This is a genomic window from Ochrobactrum teleogrylli (assembly GCF_037482325.1).
Classification (GTDB): domain Bacteria; phylum Pseudomonadota; class Alphaproteobacteria; order Rhizobiales; family Rhizobiaceae; genus Brucella; species Brucella teleogrylli.
This window is the reverse complement of the sequence record NZ_JBBHKQ010000002.1, coordinates 71538-90641: the sequence shown is the minus strand read 5'-3', so window position 1 is coordinate 90641 and position 19104 is coordinate 71538. Positions and strand designations below refer to the sequence as shown.

Sequence of the window (19104 nt, the reverse complement as noted above, 5' to 3'; positions counted from 1 at the left end):
CATTTATTGCTGGTCAATTCCTATGGCTGGTTTGCATACAGAAATGCGCTGGTCATCACGGCTGTATCTCGCCTGTTGTGAGATCAATGGCAAAGTTTCGTGACGGCAAACCGGAGATGAAACAATCAAACATCCGAAAAAGCCTGCCGAGGGATTCCTGTATCGATCCAACTGCCATTGTATCGATACGGCGGGCATAAATGCCCGACACCCATTTATAAGCGGCAAGACGTGGCGCTGTTATGGCGTGAAGCCCAAGCTCACTCCCCATCCGGACGCGATACCAGTCGCCCAGAAAAGTCATGACGTCAATCCGCGACAACGAGACAGGATCAAGTCCATGTCCCGTGGCGGAAATCGCCAGCTGTTGCTGGATATTACAATCAGCAATGGCTGCCTTAATATCGGCAAGCGCACAGGCGGAGATGGGGCGTTCGACCAGCGCCAGAGCTGCCAGATCCAATAGTCCAAGGGTCTTCACGGCTTCCGCGAGCGCCTCCGGCCATTCCCGGCGCAAAAATCGCCTGCCGACTAGATGCGCCAAATGCTTCGACAGGAAATCCCCGTAATTGACGGCACTAAGCAACGCGCCGGGATTAATCTTCTCCCTTTCTACTTCGGCTGCATATTGACTGATGATGCTAGCGTCCAGCGCCATATCGTCAATGCTAATCGTCTCTATGTGCAGCCGATTGGGCTCAATGTGGACGATCTTGTAGGCGCCGGGGAAAGCGACCAGCGAGGGAACGGACACATTGAACAGAAAGCCATCGGCATTTCGAAGGCGAGCAGTATCGTTGACGTGCAGATGCCCGCTGAAATGCAGGCGGACACCGGCATTAATCAGGGCATCGCCGACCTCCGGTTCCGGGATGCGTCCCATAAGGCTCGTCTGCCCCAGCACGGCCAGTTCGTCGTCACCCGTGCCGTCCAGTGGATCAAGTACCGGATAATGGGAAAATGCGATGACCGTCTTTCCCAGTTTCCGGCCCCGATCCGTGACCGATCGTATCCAGTCCAGAATAAAGCGTTTGTGTACCAGCATGGCATTCCACCCGGCATCGGTGCTGTCCGCGAACGCTCCCTCATCATCGCCGCTTTCTCCATCCACCGGCACAAACACATTGGCGTCGATCATCAGCATCCACACACCGTCGAATGGCTCGACAAGATAGGAAGCGTCCATCAGCCTGCGAACCGTCATGCCATCAGGCGAGCGGATTTCGAACTCTCTCGCCGATGGATGATCGTTAATGCCAAAAGGGGTCTCCCAATGCAGATAGTCGGGCCTTCGAAAGAACCCGACATCACCCAACGAACGCAGACCGACTGGATAGCCAGCGCAATACATGCTCTCGCTGATAATCACCGCATCGTCATCAGGAGCGGCCCTGCGCGCCGGATTGCTGCTCACCAGATCGTGGCCGCCGCGTGCATTCAGAAAGCGTTTTGACCGGTGCCTCCCGCCGGGACCAAAAATATCGTGATTGCCGGGCACGGCGTAGAACTGCATCCCGAAGCGCCTTGCGTAATCGTCAAGAAGTTTCCGCAAAGCTGCGAGCGTCACCAACTGGCCGTCATCCGAATAGTCGCCCAAAAGGACAACGTGGCGGATTCCCCGGGCAGCTATATCGTCCAACGCGTAGGGCAATGCTGCGGAACTCTCGTTGAACACTCGTGTCGAACGCACCGTGTTGGCGAATGGGCGCAACGCCATAGCCCGGTCGTTCACCGTGACTCCAGCATTGCCATAGTCGCCAAAAATATCGTGAAAATGCGCGTCGGCAATCACGGCGATAGACGGTAGTTCGGATGCCATCCTCTAGAAATTTCCTTTCCATCGTCTCACGCTTCATATCACTGACAAGAGTGCTAGATATTTCGTAGTAACGTAGATTCGGTACTCGCATATGCTTCGCCGCATGGCTAACATGCCATGAATTGCACGACGGCGGAAAGAAAGGGATACAGTGTTTCGGGTGCGTTTTTGGGGAGTGCGGGGCAGCCTTCCGGTTTCGGGACCGGATTTCCAGCGATATGGCGGAAATACTGTCTGCATAGAGATGCAATGCGGTGAACACAGATTGTTGTTCGATGCCGGATCTGGCCTGCTACCCGCAGGAAAATCATTGCTCGCGGACGGTGTTTCCAATTTCAACCTGTTCTTTTCACATTGTCATTATGACCACATTATCGGTCTGCCCTATTTCGCTCCACTCTTTGACGCCGGCTCGGCGGTGGAACTCTGGTCCGGGCATATGTATGGCAAGATGAACACAAGCGAGATTGTCTCGGAATTTATTCGCCCCCCCTGGTTTCCCGTTGAAATAGATGTCTGTCCCGCGAAAATGATCTGTCGGGATTTTAAACCCGGCGCCATTCTGCAGCCCCATCCGGGTGTTGAGATCAAGACCGGAAGGCTCAATCATCCCGGCGGTGCCATCGGTTATCGGGTGAAATGGGGAGGTCGTTCGGTAGCGCTGATCACCGATACAGAGCATGAACCCGGCATTCTTGATCCCGCCGTTTTGGAGCTGATCCAGGGCGCAGACCTTTTCCTCTACGACACCACCTATACCGACGCGGAAATGTCGCGGCATATTGGCTATGGGCACTCTTCCTGGCAGCATGCCATCCGGCTTGCCAAAGCAGCGGGCGCTAAGAATGTCGCTTTCATCCACCATTCGCCGCTGCGCACAGACGAGGAGCTCGAGGCGATTGATCGACAGGCCGCGAGTGAGTTTGCTGGCGCCTTCTCGGCTCGGGAAGGCCAGATCTTCGACGTCTAAGCCTGAAGCTGAATGAGCATATCCCGTAGTTCAATCCAGCGACTGGCGGGATGAGATGCTGTTTGACCGATTAACGCCTCGATAAACTGCCAAGCGGACTCATCGTGGACTAGATGATGGGTTAGAAAGCCCATGCTCCCGCCACCGTCGAACATCACCTGCAGACGACGAACGATATCGTCAATCAGCGCCGCGTGATCACGGGCGCCCCGTGTTCCATGCCAGTCCATCAGATCGACATGGGTGTTGATCATCGGCAGTGAACCTTCTTTCTCCGCTCCGAAAACCGACAGGGCGCAATATCCAAGACCGGAAAGTATGTCCACCAAGGACGGCGCAATGCGGTTCCATGGCGGCACCAGAACGGGGACAAAGCGTCCAGCATGGAGTGCCTCAAGACGGGTTAAACCAGCCGTCAATTCCGCTGTGACCACTTCAATTGGCCTGTGTGGGCCAAGTTCCTGCTTCTTCTCACCGTCGCCCGCAAAATTGCTGTGCGACCAGCCGTGAACAACCACCGTCACCAGCGGCCGGTTGCCAAGATACTCTGCAAGCGGCTGCCCCGTCGTTTCAGGGATCACGGCCAGCGCGACCGGAACAGAATGGCGTGCGCTCAGATCAAGCAGTTGCGTCAAGGCCGGTGTGGGAGCGACGGCATCGTCATCACGCAGCCAAAAGTCTGCGAGTTTGCCAGCTTCATACCATCGATCCAACTCGCGGTTCAGCGGCTCCCATATGTCAGTCACCATTATAAAATGCCCACATGCTGTTTGAGAATATCGTCAAGACGTCGGGACGCCACCTCCAGCGACCGCTCGTCCCGCACGAACTGTAGCGCTGCAAAAGCCATATCATTGCGCATCGCGGCATTCGCCAGCACTAAGCGTATCGCGTCAGCATAGGCGTCAATGTCGCCCGGTGGCGTGAGAATGCCGGTGCGCCCATCGCGCACGACTTCGGGCACCCCGGCAATAGCCTGAGCGATAACGGGCAAGCCAGCCGCCTGTGCTTCCAGATAAGCAAGCCCATAAGCTTCGCCGCATCCCGGCCACACGTACAGAGCGCTTTGCGCGAACAATGTTGCAATGTCAGACGGTTCCAGTTTCCCGTGCCACTGGATTCTTTCCGGCGCGAAATGAGCAAACAACGTCTCGACCTCTGCCCGACAGGCGCCATCGCCGACAATGGAGAGTGACCACGGAATATCATCAAGCAGTGACAGCGACCTTGCCAGCATCCGATAGCTGTCCATTTTGTCGCCGCTGCGCATCATCGCCACCGTTACCAGCCTCTCCGGCTTTGGACAGGGCACCGTTTCTGTAAACATCGCGCAATCGATGAATGGCGCCAGCATCGCGAAGCGGGCTCCGGGTAACACCTCTTGCAATCCCCTCCGGTCGCGGTTGGTCAGGCAGACATTGACTGCGGCCTGTTCAAAAGTTTTCAGCAGCCCTTGCTGTATCTCCGTCCAGAGCCCCGTGTTACGTCTTGCAGAATACGATGCTTCTGCTGTCACATAAGGTATACCGAAGGACGCTGAAAGTGTCGGTCCGAGCAAATCGGGAGCCTTGTAGTAAGGATGATATGTGAGCCATAGATCAGGCAAAGAACCACGTCTCCAAAGTGCTGAAATCCTTGCGATCTCCCGCTCGGCCTGTTTTTCCAGCTCCGCAAGGACTTCGAGTGACGGGGTCGTCATGAAGCTGCGGAGTTCCGATATAACTTCAACCTCATGTCCTGCACGCTCCAGAGCCGCGATTAATAGCCTGGCCATCAGCCGGTCTCCGGAAGGAACAGGATGGTACGGCGATTTCAACGGCGAATGGAAAGCGATCTTCATTGCGTGATCTATCTGGTCGGAGGAACTCTCTCAATAGACGTTCGACGTGCTGAAATCCACTGTCTCACGAGATAATGTTTTTTCGCTCGTGACACACCCAACTGTACAGTCTTAGCAACTTGGCAATGGCTTTTCAGTAATGATAAGGTTAGCTGATTTAGTCGTCTCGGATGGAAAAGCGCTGTTTGCCCACCAACAGTTTCGACGACTGGGTCGGATAGCCAGATCCTGTACTGGTATTTCACTTGATTCCCGGCTACGCGGAGGGAAGTCCATGCTTCATACTGAATTGTCAGAGGTAACGGGCTCCTACAGGATACACGTAAAGGCTGATCTTGCGCGTAGTGCAACTCTGGACTGGCCTTACCTTTGCGGCATGAGCCTGCTCAAATATCCCGTCAACGACGCCATATCTGAGCAACTCGCCCTGATGGGCAATGCATCGAACGCCGACCGCGCCTGGATGATCGAATATCGGCCCGACCTGCTCCGTTTCTGCAACACCCATGAATGGTGCCGGGGCCAGACAAAAGCCTATATTTCTGAGCTTCAGGAAACACCGACCACCCTCATTGCCTGGCTGCACAAATATCTGATGATGGGACATGCAGTTGCCGTCCACGATGTTACCGACCTGCCCCGGACCGCCCGGGCGATTCAGGTTGAATTCCTGCGCCAGAGCAACAAAAGTGTGCTCAGCGTGCCGGTTTTTTACGATGATAAACTGCGGGGCATCATCGGCTTCGATACGACCGTCGCAAACAAGATTTGGTCGGCAAGCGAAGTCAACGCCCTCTTTCAGTGCGCCAATCTGATTGGGCAAGCCAAATATTCGACCAATCGAGCGCCCGAAAAATCAATCGCTGCGGAAAGCACAGCACCCCTCGTCTATCTCAGCAATCGCGGCGTCGTGCGCGGGGTCCAGCCGGAAATCATCGTCGGGGTACGCTCGGCGGGCAATTACAGCGAAATATGGCTCGAAGACGGGACGATGCTGCTTGATTCACGCTCGCTCGGCATGTGGTCCAGCCTGCTGCCGTCGAAAATCTTTCTTCGCATACACAGAACCGCCTTCGTCAACACGCTGCATGTTGTCGATGTGGATCGCAGAAAAATCGACAAATGGCAGATCAGAATGCGCGCTGTCGATCAGGCATGGCCCGTCTCGCGCTCCCACCGAAGACAACTGCGTGAACGCATGGGAATATAGCGCCTAGCGCTTTGTGTCCGTTACGCTTTTGACGACATGTCATTCGTCAAACCGGCACGTTGTTTCGTCCTTGGAATATTGTCATTCCCGCAATTTCTTGGATGGTGCATGCATCAGAACGTCCTCCCCAACGGTTCTATGAGGGTTCCCGCATGTCGTCACGGATGCTAGCCTATTTCACAACTGTCTCGCTGGTCGCCACCAGTCTTATCTTCACCGACAGCAGCAAGGCGAAGGCAGAAGACCTCGCCCTGAAAGATGCCGTCTCCATGGCGGGCATGCAGCTTTTTCTGAACTCTGGTGCACCCGGCCTGATCATTGCGGTCGTACAGGGCGACGACAGCGTCATTCAGGCCTATGGTGAAACTGCGCCGGGCAACGATACTGAACCGGACGCGCGTTCGATCTTCCGCATTGCATCCGTCTCCAAGGTTTTCGCGGGCGATCTGCTGGCCGCGCTTGCCGCCAAGGGCAAACTTAAGCTGACCGACCCGCTGCAAAAATATGCACCCGAGGGCGCCAAGGTCGAGGTCAATGGTCGTCCGATCACGCTGCTGGACCTTGCCACGCATTCGGCAGGTTTGCCGCGCGAACTGCCGAACCCGGACACCAAAATCACAAACAACCCGTTCGAAGCTTTTGATCGCGATTATTACTGGAAGTGGATGAGCAGCAATCAGCCTGCCTATGCGCCGGGAACCACGACGATTTATTCGAATCTCGGTTACGGCCTTCTGGGTGACGCACTCGCCAAGGCTGGCGGTGCGGATTATTCCACGGTTCTCGCCAACGAAGTGCTGAAACCGGCTGGTCTTACCGACACAACCAATGTGTTGAGCGACGAGCAGAAGAAACGCCTGATGACGGGGCTTGATCCGCTCGACAAGCCGGACGCGAACAGCCCTGTTCCCGACATCATGTATGCAAGCGCCGGTATCTACACGTCTGCCGAAGACATGGTGCGCTGGATGCGCTGGCATCTCGATGGCGCCAGTCAGTTGCGAGAAGACGCCCTGCTCGATCATACACTGTGGCTTCCCTATGACGGGTTGAAGCATGTGGTGGGCACCGAAGTCACCGCTGGCGATGGCATGGGGCTTGGCTGGGTCGCCACCCTGCCTAGCAACCAAACTCCGTTCCTGCTTGGCAAAAGTGGCGGTCTCGGCGGCTTCATGAGCTATGTAGTTCTGTCGCCGAACCGCAAGCTCGGCATATTTGTTGTAGCCAGCCGCGTGAACTTCGCCATGTTCGAGAATATCCATTCGCAAGTACGCGAACTGGCAGCCGAACTGGCGCGATGATGAACGCGCGCTGCGCGCTGCTCGGCGCTGCATTTGCTCTCGGCATTGGAGCGCCGGGGGCTTTTGCTCAGGAGAAACGGGATATCTTCAAGACAGAGATATTTCTTACGCCCTATAGCAAATTGGGCGATGCGGATGCTGCGGGTGATTATCCCAAGCTTAACGGTCAGTTATTGTTCATGACTGGCTATACCGGCTATTTTGGCATCAAGGACGAGAACGGCCAGATTTCGCATTCGCACTGGAACAGTGTTCAGCCGACAGCGGAAGCCGCACTCGTTTGGCAATTGTCGCAGCGGTTCTCCGTTCTGTCGAAAATCACCTTCGACTCCTCCGTCGAGGCGACGGAGGACAACGCTTTCTCCGATCTTGGCTTCACGCTGAAAAACCTGTTTGCGTCCTATACGTCCGACAATTTTGCGCTCTATGGCGGCAAGATGGATATGGGTTTTGGAGACGGCTGGCATGCGATTGACGGACTCTATAACGGTTATACCGATGACTTTCAGTATAACGGCTCGATCGGGCTTGGCGCGCGTTACACGTTCAACACAGAGAATATGGGCGCGCATTCCTTCGCCGGTCTGGTGTTCAAACGGGACGATTCGGCTCTCAGCCGCCGCCTCACCTTCGATGACGGTTTCGTCTCGCCCACGCGCGGACAACCGCCAGCGTTCAGTAACGATCTGAACTCGTTCATCCTGTCCTATGACTTCCGCAATCTCCCCGGCCTGAAGAAAACGTCCGGCGGTGTCGATATCGGACGCCTGGAGGCTGAACCGGGCTATGGCGAAAGCGCCAATACGATTTCAGCCCGGCTGCGCTATGACACGGCGCTCACCGATAAGTGGAACCTGAGCTGGTTTAACGAGGCGACCTTTTCAAGCGCCTTTCGTGGCGCGCCGGTTTCCAACGGCAATGGCGTGACATCTCTCTCGCTGTCTTATGACCGCTGGCAGTTCACGGCGACAACCGCGCTGCGCAAATTATCCGGCGAAGATGAAAAACTGGCGCAATACGGGCTCCAATCCGATTGGGACTGGGGCGCAGCCGGCACCGTCACTTATGTCACGCCCATCGGCATCATTCTGCAATCAGGACTGATTCATCAGCGCGACCAGTCGCTGAATATCAATCAGGGCGTTTTCCGCATCGCTTATCAAACGGGGTTTTAAGGCAGTCATGAGAACCAGAACATCGTCTATCATCCTCGCCTTCCTGCTTGCACTTGGCTGCTCGACAGCAGCCCTCTCGCAGTCGGTTTCCCTACAGAACCAGCCAAATCCGGCTGCCGACGCGATACAGATTCCAAAGGGCAGCACAGAGAAAGCCCTAAAGGCTCTGCCACAGATTGTTGCCGACATCATGAAACGCAGCCACGTTCCCGGCATGGCGGTTGCTGTCGTGAGCGGCGGCAAGACCGTTTTCGCCAAGGGTTATGGCAAACGCGAGGTCGGCAAAGAGGCCGCGGTCGATGCCGAGACTGTTTTCCAGATTGCCTCTATTTCCAAGTCGCTTTCTGCGACGGTCGCCGCCATTGAAGTGTCAAAGGGCACGGTTGCATGGGACGACCCGGTGGCAAAACACCTGTCCGGCTTCAAGCTCGCCAATGACTATGTTTCTGAAAACGGAACAATCGGGGATTTCTTTGCACACCGCAGCGGCCTGCCGGGTACGGCGGGTGACGATCTGGAAGATTTAGGCTTCAAGCGCAACGATGTCATTGCCCGCTTGCAGCAATTGCCGCTCGATCCGTTCCGCACCTCTTATCACTATGCGAATTTCAGTACGACCATCGGCGCGGAAGCCGTTGCCGCAGCGGCGCGTGAACCGTGGGAAAAACTCGCCTATGAGCAGCTGCTGAAGCCGCTTGGCATGAAATCGACCAGCTATCGCTATGCCGATTATACGGCCCATGACAACCGCGCCGCATTGCATGTTTATCAAAATGACGCTTTTCTGCCGCTCGGGCAACGCAATGCGGATGAACAGGCGCCAGCTGGCGGTGTCTCATCCAATGTCATTGATCTGGCGGAGTGGCTGAAACTGCTGCTCGCCAATGGCGAATACAAGGGCAAGCGAATGATCACCGAAGACGCGCTCTTGCCAGCACTTTCGCCGCAGTCGTTCAGCGCGCGGGCACATGACACCAGCGCGCGTTCCGGCTTTTACGGCTATGGCTTCAACGTCAATACGGAACTGGGCGGACGGCCATCCATGGGACACTCCGGCGCTTTCCTGCTCGGCGCAGGCACCGCCTTCAAGATCGTGCCATCAGCCGATATCGGCATTATCGTCCTGACGAATGGCGCACCGGTGGGCGCTGCGGAATCTGTCGTGGCGCAGTTCACCGACACTGCACTTTACGGCAAATCTTCCCGCGACTGGTTTGTCGCCTATAATGGCGCCATGAAAGGCTTTTTCCAACCGCAAGGCGACCTGTCCTTCAAGGAAAAGCCGGCCCAACCAGTCCCCGCCAAAACCTTACAGGATTATACCGGCAGCTTCGACAACGCCTATTTCGGCAAGACGGAAATCAGGGAGATCAACGGAACGCTGACACTGGTCCTGGGTCCGAAGGAAATGCAGTTCCCACTGCAACATTGGGACGGCGACACTTTCGCCTTTGTCCCGGTCGGTGAGGCCGAACTGGTTGGTTCGCTGGCATCCATCGTCTTTAAACTCGATCAGGGTCAGGTGCAGGGCTTCGACATTGATTTCTACGATGGCGGTGGCGCGGGCCACTGGACCAGGGTTCCGCGTTCATAAACCTTCCTGACCGTCGGCGCTACCAATGGTAGCGCAGCATACCTTTTCCGGCATAGTTACTGCTATTGCCGGAAAATTCGGCATCGAATGCAGCGCCCAATGACAGCCCGTTGTTCCAGAGCATTTCCGCTGAAACACTGGCGAGCCCGGTGTCGCGGGGCATGGTTGCGCCATTCACGACAAAACCGGCTCCCGGCAATCCTGCAAATACAGCCATCATGGCACGGTCGTTATTGAAGTTTCTCAGCCACGCAGCCCTACCTGCAAGGGTGAGAACCCCGTCAGGGAGCACAAAGGATTTATCCGCTCTTAAACCCAGTTCGCTGCGACCGGCTGTTTCGTGTTTCGATGCATAATCCAGCGCATAGCTATCCCGACCGCCGTCGAGCTTTTCGGCATAGGACGGCAGGTTGAAGTTGACGAATTGCCCAGCGGCATAGGGGGTAATCCCGATCCATGGCGTATCGAAACGATAACCAGTTTCCAGACGGCCCGACCATGCATTGGCGTTATAGTCGGCCCGCAACGTATCCACGCCATTCAATGCGACGGCGCGTTCCGTCTCTATATCCTGCCAGCCATAGGCAAGCGCCGCGCTGAAATAAGCGTTTCCGACAGTCTGACGGCCATAAAGGCCAAGCTGGAACAGATCGGAATCACCGCTGCCCAGACCATCGGAGAGACTGAAACTGCCATGTCCGCCAGCCACGGCAAAGCCGAGCAAGGTGTCGGGTGACAGCCGGTAGTCCGCACCCACGGCCACACCGTTGATCTTGCTGCGCAGATCATGCGAACCGATGATGCTGTCGCCATCCAGCGAACGCGAAGCGCCATAACCCGCGCCCCACAGATTCCATCGTCCCATAAACGGGTCGGACGTATCGCGCGTAGCTGAAGTCGCTCGACCCGCCACCAACGGATCGGTCAGCGTCGTCATGAACTGGCTCATCGCATCCACGGTTGTCTGTTGTACGGCGGTCGCCAGTTCGCCCGATGTGACTGTCAGGCCTTCCGCATCCAACCCACCATAAGCCAGCGGAATTTGACCTTCCCGATTGAAATAGTCGACCAGCGCCGCAGAGACATTGCGCTGGTTCACATTGAGGCCAGTCAGGTTCAAGGTCAGATCAAGATAGGCGTTGTCGGCGTCGTAGCTCAGGTTAGAGGTAAAGCTTCGAGGCAGATCCGTCGTCAGTTCCGTGCTGAACCGGCTGTCGCCAATTCCGCCTTCCGCGTTCAGAATCGTATAGCGACGCATGACATATTTATCGGGCGCGAAAGTCGCTGCCACTGTCGCCCCACCCAGATCGGCTTGACCGGTGACATTGACCCGGTCGGCGTCCGATGCAGAAACCTCCACGGCATAGGTCGATGCGCCGGTGAAGCTCAAGTCGCCGTTGACCGTCAGCGTGCCGATGGAATTGCCGGGCGCAAGCGTGCCACCGTCAATATGCGTGGTGGAAACCATGCCGTTTCCGCCAAGTTCACCGCCTTCATGGACGGTGACCAGCGATGAAGACGCAATCGAGCCGTTGACCGCAAGACGACCGGCATAAACCTCCGTCGCGCCTGAATAGCTGTTGTTACCGCTCAGAACACTTGTGCCTTCACCGATTTGCCAGAACGCGCCAGACCCGGAAATGGCTCCCGAAAAGGCATAATTGTCGGAGCGATTGAAGGCGAGCGTGCCATTGTTGACGATATTACCGGCAATGCTTCCCGTTTCGCCAAGTCCGACCACCAGCGTACCGGCCACTACCGTCGTGCCGCCGCCATAGCTGTTATTGCCGGCTAGCACCGTCACGCCGCTGCCGATTTGCTCAAACGAACCCGAGCCGGAAATATCGCCTTTCAGCACAACCGTTCCCGAACGATTAACGACGAACTGCCCGTTATTCTCGACATTTGCCGCAAGAGTGCCGTTTTCACCGCCATCGCCCAGTTGCAGCGTGCCGGAGGATACGGTGACGCCGCCGCCATACTGGTTGCGGCCAGTTAAAACGAGAGCGCCGCTACCCGCCTGCTCCAGTTTGCCGTCACCCCACACCATTCCGTCGAAGGTCACGGTGTCGGACCGATCAAACGCCAGTGTTCCGTTATTGATGACGTGACCTGTGATCGAGCCGGACGTACCCCCATCACCGATCTGCAAACGACCGGCGGTAATCGTCGTCGCACCGGTATAGGTGTTGCTGCCAGTCAGAATGGTTGTGCCTGTGCCGATCTGCTGCACGCTACCCGTACCGCTGATGGCACCTGCAAAGGTCATTGTGTCGGAGCGGTTGAAGCCCAGAATGCCGTTATTGCTGATATTGCCCATAAGGGAGCCGGTTGTGCCGCCATTGCCGATAACCAGCGCACCCAAGGTGATAGAGGTGCCGCCCGTATAGCTGTTGTCACCTGACAGGATTGTGGCGCCTGACCCGATCTGGTTTACCCCACCACTACCGCTGATATCGCCGGAGAAAAGCACCGCATCCGAACGGTTAAAGACAAGTGCGCCATCATTCACGACATTGCCTTCGATCCAGCCGGAATTGCCACCTGTGCCGAGTTGCAGCACACCATTGGCGATCGTCGTTCCGCCATAATAGGCGTTGTCGGCTGCAAGGATGGTCGTACCGGACCCGGCCTGCACGAACGAACCAGTTCCGACGATAAGGCCTTCGATACTGTAACTGTCCGAGCGGTCGACTGCCAGAACACCTTCGTTCAAAATCCCACCGATGATGGAGCCTGTCGTTCCGCCGTCACCGATCTGCAATGTGCCATCAGAAATGAACGTATTGCCGGTATAGCTGTTGTCGCCGGTCAGAACCGTCGTGCCCACGCCTGCCTGAATCAGCGCGCCTGCACCCGAAACCATCCCCGAATAGGCGTAGCTGTTCTGCCGGTTGAATACGAGACCGCCATTATTGACGATATTTCCCGCAATCGAACCCGTTGCGCCACCATTGCCAATCTGGAGGAAACCATTGGCAATGGTCGTGCCTCCACCATGGGTGGCCTCGCCACTGAGAATGAGCGAACCCGCCCCGTCCTTGTACAAGGCTCCGCTGCCCGAGACATCGGACGACAGGTCGAGCGCTGTTCCCAGCAATGTGTCGATCGTGGCCGTGCCGGACAGTTCCACATCCCGCGTGAGAGTGATATTGCCGAGCGTCGCCAGCGCCGCGTCACTGATCTGGATGTTCGCCGAACCGGTGCCGATATTCTGCGCTTCATAAATCGCAAGCGTGCCGCCGAGAATATTGGTCTCGCCCTGAAAACCGTTACTGCCTGTCAGGACCAGAATGCCGTCTCCATCCTTGGTCAGGCTGCTATTGACGCCCGCGCCGGTGATGTCGCCCGCAAAAACCGTATCCTCATCCTGATTGACGGTGAGGCTCGCATTATCGATGGAGATTGTGCCGCCGCTTCCCCACAAGGAACGCATGGTGAGCGCATTGCCGTTGAGGTCGAGCGTGCCGCCTGTCATCAGATAATCGGTCATGTTCGGCAGCGCGCCGGGTGTATTGGCCGCCATACGGAGCGTGCCAGCCTCGATCAGCGTACCGCCGGACCAGCTATTCGCCGCATTTCCGACCAACAATGTTCCCTCGCCCTGTTTGGTCAGCGAACCCGCGCCTGAAATACTTCCGGTCAGTTGCAGCTGGGTCCCTGACGCCACGTCGAATGCTGCTTCACCACCCAATGACACGAAGCTGGCGAGCGAGAGTGCGCCAGTCGTCTGCAGCGTGCTATTGTTGATCGTCAGTCCATTGGTGGCCTGTCCCAGATTATTCGCGGCAGAAACTTGTAATATTCCCGCACTGACGATCGTATCACCGGAATAGCTGTTGGAACCCGACAGAACAAGCAGGCCGTCGCCGGTTTTCTCCAGCCCGTCGCTGCCTGTAATCGTCGATGCGATAGTTGCGGTTTCACCGGCCAGCACACGCAATTCCGGCACGGCTATGGTTATGACATTGTCCGAATAGCCGGTGAGATTGAGGGCCGCGCCACCCGTGATCGTATAGTCACCGCCTGCGAACTGGAGCCCGACGGCTGTTTGCGTTCCATCCAGCGTGACCGTGCCCCCAGTACCGCGGAAAACCGCGTAGCCGCTTCCCCATTGGGAAAGAAGCGAAGGATTACCGCCGACAGGATCGTACCAGTTCTGTTCTGTTGCGGACCATGTGCCGGTATCGCCCCAGGTCTGAAGAATATTGAGGCCGTTGGCTGAGACCAGAAGGTCCACGGCGTTTGGCGCGTTTTGAATGCGATAATTATAAGCGATGGGACCGGTTGCCGGCGTCTGGCCGACTATCAAACCGCCATTGGATTCCGTCAGGCTGCCGCTATAGGAAATCATGCGATGATAGCCGAGCAGCGAACTGGTCGAACTTCCATCGACCTTCAGCGTCGCGCCGTTCAACGCCAGATCGCCGTTAACCTGAATGGACGCCGCCTTCTCCGCATTGGAGGCGCCGAGCCCATAGACAAATGTGCCACCGCTTTGAAGCGTCAAGTCGCCATTAACCGTCAACGGTGATTGCAAGCTCGGTGCGATCTTGCCACCATGGTTGATCGTGGTGTTGCCCAATGTGCCGGAACCGCTGATCGCACCGCCCGCATTGACTGTGATCGTGCCTCCGACAACAGCCGAACTTGTCAGCACGACACTGCTGTTGGAAACGGTCGACTGACCGGTGAACTGGGCCAATCGCGGACCAATGATTGTGGTTTCACCGCCCAAAAAATTGATCGTGCCAGTGCCCTGCACTGTCGTATCGAAGCGGTAGCCAGCGGTATCATGATTGAGGTTGAGCGTTCCCTGACCATCGAGCACTACAGTGCTGTGGATCGTTCCGGCTGCGACCGCTGTCTCGCCCGCAGCCGCGCCAATATTCACTGTGCCCTGCGCTCCGTTCTGTCCAACATGCACGACGCTGCCACCTGCCGCCAGGCCAATGCGTGCACCATTGGAAACGGTCAGTGTTCCACTACCGACATAGCCCACATTGACTTCGGCGATATTCAGAAGCGAACCGGCCCCGTCCACCAGGACCCGCGCTGTGTTGCTGCCGGGATCGCCTGCCCCAAGCATCAATTGACCGCCATGCACCACGCCGCCCTCAGTGATGGAAAGCAGATCACCGATATTGACGGCGCCACCGACATGAAGGCTTGATCCTGCTCCGCTGACAGTCAATGAGTTTTCTGGGCCGGCAACAACGGATGGTGTGTCGCCCACAACGACGTCTCCGCCAACATTCACCCTGCCGCCATTCGCTATGCCAAGTGAGTCGTTGCCATAGCCCGTCACCGACAAAGTTCCGCTGACATTAAGACTAGTGCCGATGCCGCTTACTTGCCCGGATGCCGTTTCGCCCTGAGCCGACCCTACAACAACATTCTCGGCATTCAGTTGCGCGCCCGAAGTCAGGGCCAGCGTGCCGCCATGAATGCCGAGGTTACCGTTGAATGTTTCGGGTGATCCCGTCAAAGTCCACGTACTGGTATCACGCTTTTCGAGCGCATCGAATCCTTGAAACCTCTTTTCAAAACCGGTCAGGTCGAACTGGGCCGCACCAGCCCCACCAAAAACCAAAGTGTTCTGGCCGTTCTGATCCGCGACGACCTTGCCGTTGAAGGCGTAACCGGCCCCCAGAACCAGCGTATTGTTGCTGCCGGTGAATTGCACGGCGGCGGCACGCGAACCGTCCTGATTGACGCCGCCGGAAATCGTTCCGGCATTAAAAAGGGTTGCGTCGCCCGAAGAGAAATAGACCCCAACACCGGCAGCGCCAGATTGTCCGTTGGAGCCATTATACCACCAGGAAGGTGGCGACGACGGCGTCGAAGGCGCTTTTCCGCCCGCCCCTGCATTGCCGCCCGTAATATTTGCACCGGCACTGTTGGTCAGTGTGCCCCCCGCGGCCATGGAAACGCCAATGCCACCATCACCTCCACGGCCGCCATTGCCACCAGTGTCTGCACCGCCGCCACCGCGACCGCCATCACCACCGTTTCCACCTGTAATCGTGCCCGCATTCGAAACCGCAGCAGCCGTTGCCGTCGTGGTAACACCATTTCCACCGCGACCGCCATCGCCACCATCAGAGGCTGTATTGCCACCTGGAAGGCTCGCTCCGCCCTGTCCGCCATCGCCACCTTTTACGGTAACACCCGTTTCGATCGCGATCGTAGACTGGCCGAAGGAGCTGATAGCGTCACCGCCTCCGCCGCCATTACCGCTGCGCCCACCGCCTGTTGTCAGCGTATCGTAGGGAGCGGATGGGAGCGATATGGGGCTTGAACATTCAATTTCGCCCTCATCGTCCTCGCAGACCATCACGCTACCACTAGTGTTTTCGTCGGCGTGCATGCCAGAAATCCCGCCTGCACCACCTGCCCCACCATTGCCGCCCATAATGGTGCTGCCGTTGCTGACCGTAAGGTCGGACGATGTGGAAATGCCGACACCCCCACCACCACCGCCGCCACCGCCACCCCCACTGCCACCCTCGCCGGGCGTAACTGTGAAAACGTTCCAAACCGTCACGCCATCACCACCCTGACCGCCGCCGCCACCAGCCCCGCCCGCGCCACCGATAAAGGTCTGGCCGGAAAGCGTCGTCACGGAATCGGTGAAGATCGCGCCGTTCCCACCACCCCCACCGCCACCACCGCCGCCGCCCGAAGCGCCATTACCGGTGGCGAAAGCGCCTTGCCCCTTTTTCCCACCCTCGCCGGGCTTGCCGCTATCGCCATCGAAGCCGTGCACCACGAGAACATCGGGCGCTGAAATTCCTGAATATCCGAAAATACCGTTGCTGCCCGCAGCGCCGCCGTAAGCTTTTCTTGCACCCTCGCCACCGGCGCCGCCACTTGTCGAGGAAGCATGATTGCCATTATGAACACCGCCCGCGGCGCCACCGGCCCCTCCTCCTCCACCGCCACCGCCCGATGTAGCGGAAGCGCCCAATCCCTGCCCACCCGGGTTGCCTTTCGCATCGTAATGCGACGGCGGCGTACCTTCAGCTCCACCTGCCCCACCAGTCCCGGATTGCTGTTGTGCATCAGCATTTCTGACCATCAAGGGCGAACCGATAACTGTCGCAGAAACCATGAGCGCGCAGAAAATCCGACCGAGCGCGGTTGTACTCGCCAACCGACGTTTGCCACAGTCGATTTTGGTTGACGCCGTCTCTGCACCGAAAACGCATTGTCTGAGAAAACCGAACTTCAGCTGTCTCAAATCGCCCATTCGACATTGCCCCGACAAATTGACTTATCTGCCTGAAAGGATTTGCCATAGGCTTCGGATTTATCAAGAGATTCCGGACGAACAGCCATTCTGGTTTGCTGAATTAACACAGATGGACAATCGGAGTTATCGCTCAGCCGGATAATCGACGACAAATTGTGGGATACGTTATAGATAGCGGGTCAGCAGATCAGCCTGCTCTCGCAAAATAGCGGCAGCTTCATGGGGCGTTTCAGTGTCCAACAGAGCCGCAATCGCTGCTTCCAGAATGAGAAGATTGCGAGCTTTTAGATAGCGAACACGCGCTTTCTCAGCAATTATATCCAGTTCTTCGTGGCTCAATCCTATATGCCTCAATCTCGCATGTACCGCAGACGTCACGTCAGAGCGGCTCAAAGCCGCTCTTCCCAACCGCAAGCGATTGCCTTTGTTCCTGCATGTTCATGGCATCACAAGCGATCCGGCATTGGAACAAATTTGCCCGCCAATTGTTCGACCCAGCGAAAATCATAGGATTCCTATGGTGTCCATGGATTAGGATATGGTCGTGCCCAAAGACGCAAGTGATGATTCATCTTCGGACATCAATCAAACACTCCCACGCTGGCGTCGCGCAGCGCTTTTCAAGCAGCTGGGTCCTGGCCTCATTACCGGCGCAGCGGATGACGACCCGAGCGGCATAGCAACCTATTCGCAAGCAGGTGCCCAGTTCGGATACAACATGCTGTGGAGCATGTTGTTTACGTTTCCACTTATGACGGCGATCCAACTGGTCAGCGGCCGGATTGGTAGAGTTACCGGTAAGGGGCTCGCTGCAAATTTGTGCGAAATCATTCCCCGTTGGGCGCTGCTTTCGCTTGTTGCGCTGCTACTGATCGCCAACACCATCAATATGGGTGCCAATCTATCTGCCATGGGCGCAGCCGCCAGTCTGGTGACAAACGGCTCTCCCGTCGTGTTCACGTTGGCTTTTGGGGTTTTATCGCTCGGATTGCAGCTCTTCATAACCTACGAAACATATGCTCGCTATCTCAAGTGGCTTACACTCGTTCTACTTGCATATGTCGCAGTATTGTTCGTGGCGAATGTCGACTGGTGGGCAGCTTTAAAAGGCTTTTTCTGGCCAAACCTTCCGCTCCAAGGCGAAAGCCTCACGATGATCGTTGCCATTCTCGGAACGACCATAAGCCCATATCTCCTGTTTTGGCAAAGCTCTCAGGAAGTAGCAGAAATCGACAATTCAAAAGATGAGCAGCCGCTTCGTAGAGATCCCACAGAAGCAACGAAGGAACTGAAACGTATTCGTATCGATACTTTCGCTGGCATGGCTGTTTCTAATATTGTGGCAATCGCAATCATCATGAGCACAGCGGCAACCCTGCATGCGTCCGGAAAGACCGAAGTTAGTTCCGCAGCCGAGGTCGCCGAAGCCCTCAAGCCATTGGCAGGAGATTTTGCTTTCCTCATATTCAGTTTGGGGATTATTGGAACTGGGCTTTTGTCATTACCCGTGCTTGCAGGCTCCGTTGCCTACGCCTTTGGCGAATCCCAAGGTTGGAAATGCGGTCTGGCGAACAAGCCTTGGGAAGCGATTGGATTCTACGGCGTAATCGCACTGGCTTTCCTGGTGGGAGTTGCGATTGCGATTTCGTCCATCGACCCTATTGCCGCATTATTTTGGAGCGCGGTTGTCAACGGTATCGTCGCGGTTCCAATAATGGCGGCCATGATGATCGTAGCGAGCAGGCGCGATGAAATGGGCAAATTCACGATAGGTTTTGCAACAAGATTGTTCGGATGGATTGCGACCGTCGCGATGGCGGCAGCTGCCGTCGCAATGTTTGTATTCTGGTAGTCCTCCAAATCAAATGATTGCGGTTAGTCTAGGACACGATGTGCCTCTCTTCGATGTAGCTTTCCCCCCATTCCTTCATTGCAAGCAT

11 protein-coding genes are annotated in these 19104 nt (G+C 56.6%); 6 read left to right on the top strand and 5 right to left on the bottom strand.

The features are described from left to right. Positions 1-55: 55 nt before the first annotated feature. Entirely contained in the window at positions 56-1819 is a 1764-nt protein-coding gene (locus WIX40_RS17975) for a metallophosphoesterase family protein (protein ID WP_339441190.1), read from the bottom strand. 265 nt (positions 1820-2084) lie between these two features. On the opposite strand from WIX40_RS17975, the gene WIX40_RS17970 reads away from it, so the two are divergent. Next, positions 2085-2789, top strand: coding sequence for an MBL fold metallo-hydrolase (locus WIX40_RS17970; RefSeq protein ID WP_339441189.1), 705 nt, complete (start codon positions 2085-2087; stop codon positions 2787-2789). On the opposite strand, the gene WIX40_RS17965 is transcribed toward WIX40_RS17970, so the two are convergent. Next, the gene (locus tag WIX40_RS17965) at positions 2786-3538 is read right to left on the bottom strand and encodes a polysaccharide deacetylase family protein (protein WP_371834153.1); all 753 of its coding nucleotides are present in this window, start codon (positions 3536-3538) and stop codon (positions 2786-2788) included. The genes WIX40_RS17970 and WIX40_RS17965 overlap by 4 nt on opposite strands. Next, entirely contained in the window at positions 3538-4629 is a 1092-nt protein-coding gene (locus WIX40_RS17960; protein ID WP_339441188.1) for a glycosyltransferase family 4 protein, read from the bottom strand. Before WIX40_RS17960 ends, WIX40_RS17965 begins: the two co-directional genes overlap by 1 nt. A 274-nt stretch (positions 4630-4903) precedes the next feature. Between WIX40_RS17960 and WIX40_RS17955 the strand changes: the two genes are divergently transcribed. The 4 genes from WIX40_RS17955 (at position 4904) to WIX40_RS17940 (ending at position 9909) form a co-directional block, all read left to right on the top strand. Then, complete coding sequence (locus WIX40_RS17955; RefSeq protein WP_283735211.1) at positions 4904-5839, top strand: LytTR family transcriptional regulator DNA-binding domain-containing protein; 936 nt, start codon at positions 4904-4906, stop codon at positions 5837-5839. A gap of 152 nt (positions 5840-5991) precedes the next feature. Then, positions 5992-7140, top strand: a complete 1149-nt coding sequence (ampH, locus tag WIX40_RS17950) for a D-alanyl-D-alanine-carboxypeptidase/endopeptidase AmpH (RefSeq protein ID WP_283735210.1) — start codon at positions 5992-5994, stop codon at positions 7138-7140. Beyond that, positions 7137-8315: a hypothetical protein gene (locus WIX40_RS17945; protein ID WP_339441183.1), complete on the top strand. Its 1179-nt coding sequence runs from the start codon at positions 7137-7139 to the stop codon at positions 8313-8315. The genes ampH and WIX40_RS17945 overlap by 4 nt, the downstream gene beginning before the upstream one ends. Before the next feature lie 7 nt (positions 8316-8322). Next, positions 8323-9909: a serine hydrolase gene (locus WIX40_RS17940; RefSeq protein ID WP_339441181.1), complete on the top strand. Its 1587-nt coding sequence runs from the start codon at positions 8323-8325 to the stop codon at positions 9907-9909. A gap of 19 nt (positions 9910-9928) precedes the next feature. On the opposite strand, the gene WIX40_RS17935 is transcribed toward WIX40_RS17940, so the two are convergent. Next, positions 9929-17065, bottom strand: a complete 7137-nt coding sequence (locus WIX40_RS17935; RefSeq protein ID WP_339441179.1) for an autotransporter-associated beta strand repeat-containing protein — start codon at positions 17063-17065, stop codon at positions 9929-9931. 264 nt (positions 17066-17329) lie between these two features. Next, entirely contained in the window at positions 17330-17503 is a 174-nt protein-coding gene (locus WIX40_RS17930; protein ID WP_167836062.1) for a hypothetical protein, read from the bottom strand. Between the two features lie 199 nt (positions 17504-17702). Here WIX40_RS17930 and WIX40_RS17925 point away from each other — a divergent pair, with 199 nt between their 5' ends. Further along, the gene (locus WIX40_RS17925; protein ID WP_339441178.1) at positions 17703-19016 is read left to right on the top strand and encodes an Nramp family divalent metal transporter; all 1314 of its coding nucleotides are present in this window, start codon (positions 17703-17705) and stop codon (positions 19014-19016) included. The last annotated feature ends 88 nt before the right edge of the window (positions 19017-19104 follow it).

Coding starts and splice junctions, on each gene's coding strand:
- WIX40_RS17960 (WP_339441188.1), bottom strand. CDS start 4,629: ATGAAGATCGCTTTCCATTCGCCGTTGAAATCGCCGTACCATCCTGTT.
- WIX40_RS17965 (WP_371834153.1), bottom strand. CDS start 3,538: ATGGTGACTGACATATGGGAGCCGCTGAACCGCGAGTTGGATCGATGG.
- WIX40_RS17940 (WP_339441181.1), top strand. CDS start 8,323: ATGAGAACCAGAACATCGTCTATCATCCTCGCCTTCCTGCTTGCACTT.
- ampH (WP_283735210.1), top strand. CDS start 5,992: ATGTCGTCACGGATGCTAGCCTATTTCACAACTGTCTCGCTGGTCGCC.
- WIX40_RS17975 (WP_339441190.1), bottom strand. CDS start 1,819: ATGGCATCCGAACTACCGTCTATCGCCGTGATTGCCGACGCGCATTTT.
- WIX40_RS17945 (WP_339441183.1), top strand. CDS start 7,137: ATGATGAACGCGCGCTGCGCGCTGCTCGGCGCTGCATTTGCTCTCGGC.
- WIX40_RS17955 (WP_283735211.1), top strand. CDS start 4,904: ATGCTTCATACTGAATTGTCAGAGGTAACGGGCTCCTACAGGATACAC.
- WIX40_RS17925 (WP_339441178.1), top strand. CDS start 17,703: ATGGTCGTGCCCAAAGACGCAAGTGATGATTCATCTTCGGACATCAAT.